The sequence below is a fragment of the Celeribacter sp. ULVN23_4 genome, assembly GCF_054788345.1.
Genome location: NZ_JBTVYO010000002.1, coordinates 492,721 through 506,087, shown reverse-complemented (window position 1 = coordinate 506,087; position 13,367 = coordinate 492,721). Strand labels below are relative to the sequence as shown.

Here is a 13,367-nt window from a genome sequence, read left to right as displayed (position 1 = left end):
CGCATATAGCCAATTTGTTTCAGGCTTGCTAAAGCTTCTCCAACCAATCCATTTTTTGACGGGCTGGAAATCATTTTGCGGTTCAGGTTCCTGTTTTCACGACGTCATCGTCCAGATCGACGAGCGGTGTGAAATTCGCTCGCTTTTTAGGCCGTCCGGGCATCAGAAACGGAATGCTCCGCTCCCGAAAAACCTCGGCAAGATCAGCGGGAAGCATCTTGTAGATACGCTTGTACACCTCAAGGCTTCGCAGCTCGCTCCGGAATTGTCCGGGCAGATGATAATGGATGAGCGATGTGGGCTCTTGAAGTGGGAAGTCGCGGCGATTGAGCGAGAAATTGTAGCGCTCGGGCAAACACTCAAAGCCTTCACCGCTTCGTGCAATCGCCACAGGCAATGCGATCTGATCAAGCCAAGGGCGCTTATTCGGAATATCGAGATGATGGTCGATTTCCAATGCGGTCTCGATCCATAGCTCCGGAAGGTTCGACCCCTTAGGCCAACCGACAAACCCGGCATTAAAATACGGCAGGGTTTCCACCTGTTTGCCCCGGCACATGCGGACGCGCCCTTCGGGCATCGCCAATCCGAAATGCTTATACACAGGCTGCCAATCTTGCTCGTCACGTCCCCATGTGGGAACGCCCTCCGGCACGGCAACATGAGAGGTGCCGTCCAAGACCGGCAAGATACTCTCGACCGCGATCGTGTCCGTATCAAAGAAAGCCCCGGCCTCCTGCGCCCCACAAAGGGCCACTGCGCGGAGTTTATTGCCGTGAGGATAGGGGCTTGCGAACGCGCTCTCAAGAGGCGGCATTCCGACGATCTCGGCATTAAAAAATGCCATCGCCTCGCGAAACTCCGGGCTCAATTCCGCAAGCTTTTCCTCCGGACAACAGGCGTGGATCTCAACGTCTTCGGCTGGATGAAATTGCCGCAACGATCCCACAAGGATCATCGCCGGAGTTTCGAACCTTGGACCGTCCGCAACCAGAATAAAGCGTTTCGACATACAGGATCGACCTTGAATTTTAAAACCGTGGCGTCACGTTAGCAGGCAAAACGCCACGGTCATAGCGTGCAGGGCACGCATTTTGTCACGCGGCCCAGTGAACCGTGGCTTCCGCAAGAAAAGCGCTCACTGGAGCCTCCTCTTGCGACAAGCTTTGCGCCCGCTCCAAAGCGTCTCGCTTCTCATCACCCGTGATCAAGACATGGGTCGAAATCGCAGTTTTCAGCGCTTTGGCCGACAGGGTGATCCTTGGCTCCGGCGCGCCCGGCGCACGCATCGCCAAAAGCGTCGGCGCATCGTCAGAAAGGCCCAGTTCAAGCTGATCTGCCCCCGGAAACAGGCTCGCCGTGTGCATATCGGCCCCCATACCCAAAACCAGAACATTGAGCGGCAACACGGCTTCGACCGCAGGCATCAATCCGGGCAGACCTTCTTCTGGTGTCGGGACATCAGTGTGCAGCGGGATCAGAGTGGCGCGAGCCGCCTCGCCGACCAGCAGACGGCGTTTGAGCAAGGCGGTATTGGAGCGGTCAGAGCTTTCCGGAACCCAACGCTCGTCATTGAGCAGGACATCCACCCTGTCCCAATCAAGCTTGACGCCGGAGAGGATATCAAACACCGGCCCCGGTGTGCTTCCGCCGGGGACGCAGAAACTCACGCGCTTCTCGATCTCCAACGCCGACCGCAGTTCACCCGCGATCTTGTTGGCGAGATCGAGCAACATCACCTCGCGGTCCGGGTATTCGATAAAATTCATCCTTTGATCTCCCGCCAACGGCGTCCTTCCCGGTGCAGCATGATCGCGGCTTCCTCAGGTCCGGACGAATAGGCCTCGTAGGGTTTCGGAACATCCCCCCGGGTTTCCCAAGACTCGATGAGCGGGTCGGTCCAAGTCCAGGCCGCTTCCACCTCGTCGCCCCGCATGAAGAGCGTTTGGTTGCCGCGGATCACATCCATGATCAGCCGCTCATAAGCATCGGTGATTTCCTCCGCGTCCTCACCCAGCGCTTCCGCGAAAGACATATCCAGAGGCACGTCGATGAGGCGCATACCGCCCGGCCCCGGCTCCTTGATCGTCACTTTCAACGTGATGCCCTCATTGGGTTGAAGACGGATCGAGAGGATATTGGAGTGCCGCCCGGCCTCTTCGCCAAAAATCGAGTGCGGCGCATCCTTGAAGACCACGGCAATCTCGGAATTGCGCGCTTTGAGCTTTTTGCCGGTGCGCAGGTAGAACGGCGTTCCGGCCCACCGCCAGTTGGAGATCATGCAGCGCAGAGCAATGAAGCTTTCGGTGCGCGTGCGCGGGTCTCCCGCATCCTCGCGGAAGGATGGCTCATCGTCCGTCGCATCATATTGTCCCCGCACCACATGATGATGATCAATCGGCTCCAACGCACGGATAACCTTGAGCTTTTCGTCGCGCACCGAATCCGGCTCGAACCGCGACGGCGGCTCCATCGCGATCAGGCACAAGAGCTGCATGAGGTGGTTCTGCACCATGTCACGCATCGCGCCGGAGCGGTCATAATATTCGCCGCGCCCGCCCACACCGACGGTTTCGGCCACGGTGATCTGGATGTGATCGACATATTGCGAATTCCAGAGCGGCTCAAACAGGATATTGCCGAAACGCACCGCCATGAGATTCTGCACCGTCTCTTTGCCGAGATAGTGGTCGATGCGATAAATCTGGGTTTCGTCAAAGTGTTTCGCAAGATCACGATTGAGCGCCTTGGCGCTGGCGAGATCACGGCCGAAAGGCTTTTCGACAACGATCCGCGCCTTGTCGTCGGCAATCCCGTGGAGCATCAGACGCTCTGCGATATCGCCGAACAGCGACGGGGCCACCGAGAAATAATAGGCTTTGATCACGTCTTTGCGCATCAATCCCTTGAGATCGTCCCACCCCTCTTCTCCACGCGCATCGATTTGCACGTAGTCGAGACGTTTGAGGAAGTCGCCAATCTGGGCTTCATCACAGCTGTGGTTCGTGGAGAATTCCAAGATTGCAGCACGCACGATCTGACGGAATTCTTCGGCATCATGTTCGGAACGGGCCGCGCCAATAATGCGCGCGGTCTCCGGCATCTGTCCTGCGCAGAAGCGGCGATACAATCCGGGCAGAATTTTTCGCCGCGCGAGATCCCCGGTCCCGCCGAAAATCACGAGATCGAAATCATCAACCGGAATGACGCGTGAGACCATGACTGTCTTCCTTTTCGCTGTGTGCCGCTTGCCCTCCCTTTCCTTAGGGAAGGTTAGCGCTAACGATGGTGGTTTAGCGGCGCAGATGCAAGAAGTCTAGCATTGCGACAGAGCCTCTCAAGTGTCGATAAAGACAAAACGTGTTTACCGGGGCGGAGAGAAGGCAAAGTGAGACCTTTTCACCACGCAACCAAGCCCTTACCTTGGAACAAACCGTCCCTTCACGGAAGCAAGGCCGAATGAAAGACCAAGCACAAGACGCCGCCAACATAGGAAAGTTCATGAACCCGCATGTCACGGCAAAAGGCGAGCCGCGGGCGCATGTGGCGTTGGAGCGGCTGGAGACGCTTTGGTTCAACACCGGCACATTGTGCAATATCACCTGTGTAAACTGTTATATCGACAGCTCGCCAACCAATGATGCGCTCTCTTATCTTACACTGGCCGACGTTGAAAACTATCTTACAGAAATAGACAATTTTCCAGAAGATACCCCATTTCGTCCACGGGAAATCGGGTTCACCGGCGGCGAGCCCTTCATGAATCCGCAGATGCCCGATATTTTGGAGCTGGCGCTGTCAAAAGGATATGAGGTGCTTGTGCTGACCAACGCCATGCGCCCGATGCAGCGCCCCTTCGTTCAGGAGGCGCTACTCAAACTCAATGCTGAGTATCCCGGCCAACTGACCCTCCGTGTTTCGCTCGATCATTATTCACAAAAGCATCATGAGGAAATGCGCGGCGCGGGCAGCTTTAACGTCACACTTGCCGGGATGGATTGGCTCCGAGACAACGGCATCGCGATGACCGTTGCCGCCCGTTCTCTCTGGCATGAAACCGATGCTGAGACGCGCGCAGGCTTTGCCGCCCTTTATGCAGAACACAACTATGCCATCGACCCTGACCATCCCGCCAAGACCGTTATCTTTCCGGAGATGGACATGAGCGCCGAAGTTCCGGAGATCACCACGGCGTGCTGGGGCATTCTGGGCAAGACCCCGTCAGACATCATGTGCGCCTCGCAGCGCATGGTGGTGAAACGCAAAGGACATGCGCCGTCGGTCGTCGCCTGTACGCTCTTGCCCTATGAAGAAGAGTTCGATCTTGGCCCGTCACTCTCGGATGCTTTGGGAGAGGTTGCTCTAAACCACCCTCATTGCGCGAAATTCTGTGTGCTGGGTGGGGCATCCTGCTCCGCCTAAAAACGCGCCAGATCAGCCCTGCCGCAGCTTATCTCCGACCGTCACCGCCAGTTGCCAAACCAGCATCGGAAGCGCACTCAGGCATAGAACAATGCCCCACATGGTCACATTCGGCGCAACGATCCCGAGGAGCGCGGCAAAAGGCGGAAGATAAGCAGGAAGCATCAAAAGCCCGACACAAAGCGCCAAAGCGCCCCAAACCCACGGGTTGCGGGTGATCTCGTTGTTGAACATCGGTGCCGACGCAGCCCGCATGTTGAACACTTGCCAAAGCTGTGCAAAGGCCAGTGTCAGGAACGTCACCGTGACAGTCGCCTCTGACGTATAGCCCTGCCATTCAGACACCCACATCGCCCCGAACACACCCGCTCCCATCAGGAGGCTTTGCAGCGCGACCTTTATCCATTGCGGCCGCCCCAAAAGTGGTTCCCTCGGCGGTCGTGGCGGCGTGTCGAGGACGTCCCCTTCTCCCTCCCCCAGAGCCAAAGCAAAGGCCGGGAACACATCCGTGATCAGGTTCAGGTAAAGGATTTGCAAGGGTAGGATCGGCAGCGGCACGGACACCAGAACGGCCAGCCCCACAACAAGAACCTCGGTCAGATTGCAGGCCAGAAGATAGGCCGCGAAACGGCGAATATTGCCGAAAATGATCCGACCTTCGCGGATCGCCGCCACGATGGTCGGGAAGGCGTCATCCAGCAGGATCATCGCCGCCGCCTCCCGCGCCACATCGGTGCCACGCCGTCCCATCGCCACACCAATATTTGCCTGCCGTAGCGCGGGTGCGTCGTTGACCCCGTCCCCGGTCATCGCAACGATGTCGCCCGCCGCCTGATAGGCCCGGACGAGATCGAGTTTTTCCTTCGGGCTGACGCGGGCGAAAATGCCGATCCGGGAGAAATCATCCGTTTTGCCATCGGTCAGCCGTGCCATCTCAACACCTTCAACAACCTCTTCTGGCGTACAGTGAAGCCCCACCGTCCGGCCGATGCTCCGCGCGGTATCGGCGTGATCTCCGGTCACCATGACAACCCGAATACCCGCCCGGTGGCAGGCCTCGATGGCATGCGGCACATCGCGGCGCGCGGGATCTTCAAGCCCGATCAGACCAAGAAATGTCAGGCCGTCATAGGCCTCGGCTGTCATGTCATTCTCGGCCTTCACAGCACAGGCCAGAACGCGCAATCCGTGATGGGCAAGTTCCGCTGCCCGCGCCAGCCAGAGAAGCCGATCCTCATCCCCAAACGGGACGAATTGTCCTTCGGGTGAAAGGAACCGGCTATGCCGCAAAATCGCTTCCGGCGCGCCTTTGACGGCAAAGAGAAAATCGCCATCATGGCGATGCACCGTCGCCATCATCTTGCTGTCGCTGTCAAAAGCCACCTGCCGCACTTCCGGATACTCCAGAAGCAACTCGCTGCGCGCCTGACCGGACGCCAGTCCTGCGCGCAGCAAAGCCACTTCCATCGGATCGCCCGCACCTTCCGCCTCGGATGTCTCAAGCGCTGCATCGTTGCACAGCACCGCGACCTTGATCAGCGCGCCAAAAGAGGCGTCCCCATTCGGGATGTCAGGCACCGGCCCGGCCTCCACGCTCACTTCGCCGGAGGGAAGCCAAAACCGCCGCACCGCCATCCGGTTCTCCGTCAGGGTTCCGGTTTTGTCGGTCAGGATGACGGTCGTCGCCCCCAGGGTTTCAACGGCGGAGAGCTGTTCCACCAGCGCATTTTGCCGCGCCATGCGCCACATGCCCCGCGCGAGGGTGAGCGTCGCGACGACCGGCAGGCCCTCGGGAATGGCCGCCACGGCAAGCGCAATCGCCGCTTCGACCATCAAAACCGTGTCTTTGCCGGTCAGAATCCCAATCCCGGCAATCAACACGGTCAGACCAAGGGTCGCCCAGACCAATTGCGAGGACAAATGCGCCAGCTTCTTTTCGATCGGCGATGTCCCTGCCCCCGCCTGCGCAACCAATTGCGAAACCTGCCCAATTTCGGTGGTCAGACCTGTCCCGGTCACGACAGCAGAGGCGCTCCCCGCCGTCAGTGCGGTGCCGCGGTAGAGCATGGAGCTTCGATCCGCGAGGCGCGCCGTTTCGGGGACGGGTGAGACGCTCTTTGCGACCGCCACGGATTCCCCGGTCAAGGTCGATTCATCCGCCTGAAGATTTGCGGCTTCAATGATCCGTAGATCGGCGGGAACAGCATTCCCCGCCTCAAGCAGGACAATATCCCCCGGCACCAATTCATCCGCGCCAATCATCCGATCATGACCGTCCCGCCGCACCCGCGCTTTCGGGATTTCGAGCGCGTGCAACCCTTCGATAGACCGCGCGGCCTTCAATTCCGTGACAAAGCCGATCAGCGTGTTGATCGCCAGAACCACTCCGATCGCGACGGCTTCTTCCACCTCTTGAAACAAGGCCGCCAGCCCCGCAGCTCCAGCAAGCAAGAAAACAACCGGGCTCTGCACTTGCCTGAACAGCAAGGTGAAAAGACCGACGCTTTGTTTCACCGCAAGACTGTTCGGACCGACCCGAGCACGGCGGTCCGCAACGACACCCTCTGACAGCCCCATGTCAGGTGTCACCTCCAGTTGGGCAAGAACCTGTTCTGCGCTTTGGGCGTGAAAGGCCGGGGGTGTGTCGTGATGCTCCGTCAAACCTGCGCCCTCCTCAATCGAACGCGTCGCGTCTTCAAGGCTAAGCAAAATCACTGGAGCCGCCAATGATCTTGCGCAAGCTGTGACTCGCGTGGGCGTTCATGGTTTACGGTTCATGGCGGGCGGATTTGGGTGTATAATCAGCTTACATTCTGGAGGGAGGAAACATGATGGATCAAAGATTGCCTCGCAAGGAACGGTCCGCAAAAGTCCGGCCTCAGAAAACACGCGCTCCACAGTGCCCGAAACAGGCGTCGCAGCCGATCACAAGTCCTTCCAAGGCCACTCCAGACGCGTCACATCAGACACAAACGCATTACAATCTTCTGGATCAATATGCCCGGGCCGCTCTCGCCCGTGTAACCGCAGGGATTTCACCCTATTCCTACAATCAAGCCTTCATGGATTGGTTCGTGCATACCCTTCGCGCGCCCGGTCGCCAACTCAGCCTTTTAGAGACCGCTCAGCGCAATGGGCTCCACCTCTTCGAGTACGCGCTCGACACATTACGCGCACAAGATACCCCGCCCCCGTTTCACTCCGGCCCGAATGATCACAGGTTCACCCACCAAAGCTGGACTCGTCCGCCCTTTAGCTTCTGGCAGCAAGGCTTTCTCGCGACACAGGATTGGTTTGACGCCGCGACAGAGGAATTTCGAGGTCTGCGAACGCAGGATTCCGAGCGTGTCAAATTCATGGTCCGGCAAGCCCTCGACCTCATGTCACCTTCGAACTTCCCGTGGCTGAACCCGGAAATCATCGAGACCACCATGCAGAAAGGCGGTCTCAATCTTTTGGAAGGCGCCGCACATTTCACTGACGATTTCTTCCATGTTCTCAACGATGAACACAGGCCGCCGCCTGAAGGGTTCCAGCTCGGCAAGGACTTGGCGTGTACCCCCGGCAAGGTCGTCTATCGCAATGAGCTGTTGGAGTTGATCCAATATGCGCCCCAGACTGAAACCGTCCATGCAGAACCTGTTCTCATCGTCCCGGCATGGATCATGAAATACTATGTCCTCGACCTCTCGCCCGAGAATTCGATGATCCGGTATCTCGTACAGAACGGGTTCACGGTCTTCGCCATCTCTTGGTGCAACCCGACACGGGAACAGGCCGATCTCTCACTTGAAGATTACCGGACCAAGGGCGTCATGGCTGCGATTGAGGCGATCAGCGCCATCGTTCCCGGACAGAAAATCCATGCCAACGGCTATTGCCTTGGCGGCACGATCCTCGGCATTTCTGCGGCGACCATGGCGCGGGACGGCGATGACCGTCTGGCCAGCGTCACACTGATGTCCGCGCAATTGGATTTCAGCGAGGCGGGAGAACTGCTCCTGTTTCTCGATGAAAGTCAGGTCGCACTTTTGGAGGACATGATGTGGGCGCAGGGCTATCTCGATCGTCCGCAAATGTCGCGCATGTTCGCCGTGATGCGGACCGAAGATTTAATCTACACCCGTGCAGTGAAGCGCTATTTCCTCGGACAAGACGATTTACCGACGGACCTGGGCGTCTGGGCCACCGACACCACACGAATGCCAGCACGCATGCACGGCGAATACCTGCGGGGCCTGTTTTTGGAAAACCGGCTCACGGCAGGAAGATTTGCCGTCGATGGGCGTGTCATCGCCTTGAAAGGCATCACTGCACCGATGTTCATCGTCGGAACCGAAACCGATCACATTGCTCCGTGGCATTCGGTCTATAAGACGGCACTGTTTACCGACAATGACATGACGATGGTTTTGACGAATGGCGGGCATAACACCGGCATTCTGAGCGAACCCGGCCATCCGCGCCGGCATTACCGGATCGGGCGGCGCAAAGCGGGCCAAGGCTACGTCTCGCCGGACACTTGGTTCGCGGAGCATGATGCGAAACCCGGATCGTGGTGGCCTGCGTGGCTCGCATGGCTCAAACGCCACGACCGAATGCAAAGCCCGCTTCCGTCTCTCGGCGCGCCGGAAATGGGCTATCCGGTTCTTGGCCCTGCTCCGGGGACGTATATCCACCAGAGCTGATTCAGATCGCGGCAGACTGCTCAGTCACCTCTTCTGCAATCGCCGCCCTGACCGCCGCAACGCGTTCGGCATTGTTTTGCGCGGGCCTTCCATCCTCATGAACAAGAGAATTCTCAAACCCGACACGGCATTTGCCGCCAAGCCGCGACGCCGTCTTGAGGCACAGGGTTTCGCCCTGACCGAAGGCACAAACCGCCCAATCCGGTGAGAGATCATGCTCGTGCATCCAAGCCACAAACGGGGTGAGCATGATCGGCGCGGACGATTGTCCTGCCGTGTAGCGCCCGAGCACGAAAAGCAGTTGTAAATCAGGAGACTGCAGCACCTCATCGGGAAGCACCCGGTGGAGCGCTTCCGCATCGGCGACATCGTAGAGAATGTGCTGGATCGCGATCCCATGCTCAGCGCAACGCGCATAGAAACGCCGCGCCTCCGCATCCTCGTCCCGCAGCATTTCCCGCAACGCGACCGAGACCATCGCCGCCCCGGAATTCAGGGCCACATGCCGCTGATGCGCCGGAAGATAGACGCCGGACGCCTCCGTCGTGATCTGCAGCGCCATTTCCGGCACTGCGGCGGAGAGTTCCCTCACTGCCTCACGATACGCACCCGTGTCCAGAAGATGTCGCCCGTCCTCATCGCGCAGGTGCAGGTGAAACCCGCCAGCACCTGCCGCAAAGCAGTCGCGTGCGGTCTGCGTCAGCTCTTCCATGGAGATCGGTAGCGCCGGGTGATCTGCTTTGGTTTTTGTCGCCCCGTTGGGGGCGACCATCAATTGTGGGAGAGGCATCAGATAACAGCCTCAAACGCCAGACCGAGCTTGTCCACCAGCTCCCCGATCTGATCGTCCGACAGGATGAACGGCGGCGCGAGCAGAACGTGATCGCCGTGCTGGCCATCAATCGTGCCGCCCATCGGGTAGCAAATCAGCCCCGCCTCGAACGCCGCTTTCTTGACCTTGGCGGCTTTGCCCTCGGAGGGATCGAACGGGGTTTTGCTGGCGCGATCTTCGACGATCTCAAGCCCGCGGAACATGCCGCGCCCGCGGATATCGCCGATATGAGGGTGCTCCGCAAAGGCTGCACGCAAGGCCGCGTCGAGTTTCTCCCCGGTCTCCGCAGCCCGCGCCACAAGCCCGTCATCGACCAGTCGCGACAACACCGCCTCCGCCGCTGCACAGGCGGTCGCATGGGCATTGTAGGTGTGGCCATGTTGGAAGAACCCTGAGCCCTGCTCGAACGCATCATGGATCGTTTTCGAGCACAGCGTCGCGCCGATCGGCTGATAGCCCGCGCCGAGGCCTTTCGCGATGGTGATGATATCCGGCGCGATCCCATCTTGTTCGCAGGCAAAGAGAGTGCCCGTCCGGCCCATGCCGCACATGACTTCATCGAGGATCAACAGGATCCCGTATTGATCGCAAATCTCGCGGATGCGTTTGAAATAACCGGGCACGGAAGGCACCGCGCCGAGCGTCGCGCCGACCACGGGCTCCGCAACAAAAGCGATCACGCTCTCCGGGCCAACCCGCTGCAATTCCGTTTCCAGTTCATTGGCGACCCGCAAACCATAAGCCTCAAGGCTCTCACCCTCCATCTGGCCACGATAGGCGTAACAGGGTGAAATATGGCTGGCCCCCATCAGGAGCGGCGCAAATTTTGCCTGACGCCAAGCGTTGCCGCCGGTTGCCAAGGCACCGAGCGTGTTGCCGTGATAGCTTTGACGACGGGCAATGAAACGCGTCCGCTCGGGCTGGCCGATCTCGACAAAATACTGACGCGCCATTTTCAGCGCGGTCTCAACGGATTCGGAGCCGCCGGACACAAAGTAGGCCCGGTCAATCCCTTCGGGTGCCAGAGAAATCAGCCGATCCGCGAGGTTTTCCGCCGGGTTGGAGGAAAAGAAACCGGAATGCGCGAAGGGGATTTGGTCGAGCTGCGCTTTGATCGCGTTGATGACTTTCTCATCGGAATGGCCGAGGCAGGACACGGCCGCCCCACCCGATCCGTCGAGATATTGCTTGCCCGAAGCATCGTAAATATAAGCGCCCTCCCCGTTCACCGCACGCGGCGGTGTGGCACGGGAGGTGCGATGAAAAACATGGGACCGGTTGGAATGAACGGCAGCGGGGGTAGACATGCGAATCTCCGAAAACAGCGCATCAGATGTGTTTCAGCACTGATACATACGTTTCACGGATTGACAATAAATGAAACAAATGAAACGCTGAGAATCACGAAATCGCGACCGACCCGGAGTTAAACTTGCAGCCAGGATTTGAACGCAGGCTTGCCGCAAAATACGGCGAACTGAGCTTCCGCCTGCAACAGGCCGGGGATTATCTTGCGGCCAATCCGCTGGATACGGCGACACGGTCTCTGCGCGCGGTGGCGGAAGAAAGCGGGATCGCCCCCGCGACATTCAGCCGTTTGGCCCGTGCGCTTGAGTTCGAGGATTTCGAACAGCTTCGCGAATCCATCCGAACACAGCTTGGCCGTCGCGTCTCCAGCTTTGCTTCCCGCGCGGATGATCTGCGCCAAGGTCAGTCGGAACACTCCGATGTGTTCTTGGACAACGCCCGCAAAAGCGCCGTCACCAATATCGACCAGCTGATCGCCGGATTGGACCAACACCAGTTGGATCGCACGGCTGAATACCTCGCGAAAGCGCGCAAGGTCGTGCTTCTCGGGGCGCTCGGCTCGACCGGGATCGCCGAATATGCGGGCTATATGGGGCATTTTCTCGGCCCGAACTGGCAACAGGCGGGCCGCATGGGCGCCTCAATCGGCAGCGCGGTCTGTGATCTGGATGATCAGGACGCCCTGATCGTGATCACCAAACCGCCCTTTGCCTCGGTCTCGATCCGCGCCGCCGAAGAAGCGCGCAAACAGGGGGTCTATGTGGTCGTGATCTCCTCAAGCCACACCTGCCCGGCGCTTCGCGGCGCAAATAGTGGCTTTATCGTCCCGTCTGAGGGGCCTAATTTTTTCTCATCCTATGTCGCGACGGTGTTCCTTTTGGAAACACTTCTCGCCATGGTTGCCCGCCTTTCCGGGCCAGAAACCTCTGAGCGCATTGCAGAAATCGAGCGACAGAGTCATATACTTGGAGAGGTTATCGGGTAAAGACGGGGGATAATTCCCCCTAAACTTCGCAACTCGCTTGCGATGAGCTTTTTTTGAACAGTCAAAACTCAACGGGAGAAAGACATGACGAAACAGATGAAACTCGGCTTTGCCACGCTTGTGGCTGGCGCGATGCTCGCGACCACCGCAGTGGCCGAGGAATTCGTGACCATCGGCACCGGCGGTGTGACGGGCGTTTACTACCCGACCGGCGGCGCGATCTGTCGTCTCGTGAACAAGAACCGCAAGGAAACCGGCGTTCGCTGCTCCGTCGAATCCACCGGTGGTTCCGTTTACAACATCAACACCATCCGCGAAGGCGAGCTGGAATTTGGTGTGGCTCAGTCCGACTGGCAGTACCACGCCTACAACGGCACCTCGAAATTCGAAGAGCAAGGCCCGTTCGAAGATCTGCGCGCCGTGTTCTCGCTGCACCCTGAACCCTTCACCGTGGTTGCCCGCGCTGACTCTGGCATCAAAGATTTTGCCGATCTCAAAGGCAAACGCGTGAACATCGGCAACCCGGGTTCCGGCGCGCGTGGCACCATGGAAGTTCTCATGGGCGCTCTCGGCTGGACCACCGATGACTTCGCTCTGGCGACCGAGCTGAAACCGGCTGAGCAATCCGCCGCGCTTTGCGACAACCAAGTCGATGCGTTTGTCTTCACCGTGGGTCACCCGTCGGGCACCATTCAGGAAGCCACCACCGCTTGTGACGCCGTGCTCGTCAATGTGACCGGCCCGGAAGTCGACACGCTGATCGCCGACAACCCCTACTACCGCAGCGCCACCGTTCCGGGCGGCATGTACCGCGGCTCCGATGAGGACGTGACGACCTTCGGTGTGGGCGCAACCCTCGTGACCTCCGCAGCCGTGTCCGAAGATGCGGTTTACGCTGTTGTCTCCGCTGTGTTCGACAACTTCGAAGACTTCAAATCCCTGCACCCGGCCTTCGCGAACCTGAAACCGGAAGAAATGATTTCTGCCGGTCTCTCCGCTCCGCTGCATCCGGGCGCTCTGAAATACTACAAAGAAAAAGGTTGGATCGAGTGATCCTCTGACCCTATCGTAAAGTTACGATTTACGATTGAAGCGGGGGGCGGCACATCCGCCCTCCGCTATCTCAAATAAG

General features: G+C 58.8%; 10 protein-coding genes. 4 read left to right on the top strand and 6 right to left on the bottom strand.

Features of this window, described 5'->3' with window-relative positions; translation table 11 throughout:
• Window positions 1–82: 82 nt before the first annotated feature.
• The 3 genes from ACYBHZ_RS07780 to zwf form a co-directional block, all read right to left on the bottom strand.
• Complete coding sequence (locus ACYBHZ_RS07780) at window positions 83–1,012, bottom strand: hypothetical protein (protein ID WP_460273687.1); 930 nt, start codon at window positions 1,010–1,012, stop codon at window positions 83–85.
• An 85-nt stretch (window positions 1,013–1,097) separates the two neighbouring features.
• Entirely contained in the window at window positions 1,098–1,769 is a 672-nt protein-coding gene (gene pgl / locus ACYBHZ_RS07775; RefSeq protein WP_460273686.1) for a 6-phosphogluconolactonase, read from the bottom strand.
• Entirely contained in the window at window positions 1,766–3,220 is a 1,455-nt protein-coding gene (gene zwf, locus ACYBHZ_RS07770; protein ID WP_460273685.1) for a glucose-6-phosphate dehydrogenase, read from the bottom strand. Before zwf ends, pgl begins: the two co-directional genes overlap by 4 nt.
• Window positions 3,221–3,459: 239 nt before the next feature.
• Between zwf and ACYBHZ_RS07765 the strand changes: the two genes are divergently transcribed.
• Window positions 3,460–4,422: a radical SAM protein gene (locus ACYBHZ_RS07765; protein ID WP_460273684.1), complete on the top strand. Its 963-nt coding sequence runs from the start codon at window positions 3,460–3,462 to the stop codon at window positions 4,420–4,422.
• 12 nt (window positions 4,423–4,434) lie between these two features.
• On the opposite strand, the gene ACYBHZ_RS07760 is transcribed toward ACYBHZ_RS07765, so the two are convergent.
• Window positions 4,435–7,137 carry a cation-translocating P-type ATPase gene (locus ACYBHZ_RS07760; RefSeq protein ID WP_460273683.1) on the bottom strand — a complete coding sequence of 901 codons (2,703 nt, stop codon included), beginning with the start codon at window positions 7,135–7,137 and terminating at the stop codon, window positions 4,435–4,437.
• 113 nt (window positions 7,138–7,250) lie between these two features.
• Between ACYBHZ_RS07760 and ACYBHZ_RS07755 the strand changes: the two genes are divergently transcribed.
• Window positions 7,251–9,110 (top strand): PHA/PHB synthase family protein, encoded by a 1,860-nt coding sequence (locus ACYBHZ_RS07755; protein WP_460273682.1) that lies wholly within the window; start codon window positions 7,251–7,253, stop codon window positions 9,108–9,110.
• A gap of 1 nt (window position 9,111) precedes the next feature.
• Here the strand turns inward: ACYBHZ_RS07755 and ACYBHZ_RS07750 are convergent, their stop codons facing one another.
• Window positions 9,112–9,900 (bottom strand): beta-keto acid cleavage family enzyme, encoded by a 789-nt coding sequence (locus tag ACYBHZ_RS07750; protein ID WP_460273681.1) that lies wholly within the window; start codon window positions 9,898–9,900, stop codon window positions 9,112–9,114.
• Window positions 9,900–11,249, bottom strand: a complete 1,350-nt coding sequence (locus tag ACYBHZ_RS07745) for an aspartate aminotransferase family protein (RefSeq protein ID WP_460273680.1) — start codon at window positions 11,247–11,249, stop codon at window positions 9,900–9,902. Before ACYBHZ_RS07745 ends, ACYBHZ_RS07750 begins: the two co-directional genes overlap by 1 nt.
• A 125-nt stretch (window positions 11,250–11,374) precedes the next feature.
• Between ACYBHZ_RS07745 and ACYBHZ_RS07740 the strand changes: the two genes are divergently transcribed.
• Together ACYBHZ_RS07740 and ACYBHZ_RS07735 are read left to right on the top strand one after the other, a co-directional pair.
• Window positions 11,375–12,235 (top strand): MurR/RpiR family transcriptional regulator, encoded by an 861-nt coding sequence (locus tag ACYBHZ_RS07740; protein WP_460273679.1) that lies wholly within the window; start codon window positions 11,375–11,377, stop codon window positions 12,233–12,235.
• Window positions 12,236–12,319: 84 nt separating this feature from the next.
• A complete protein-coding gene (locus ACYBHZ_RS07735) occupies window positions 12,320–13,288 on the top strand; it encodes a TAXI family TRAP transporter solute-binding subunit (protein WP_460273678.1) in 969 nt (322 codons plus the stop codon).
• Window positions 13,289–13,367 lie beyond the last annotated feature (79 nt).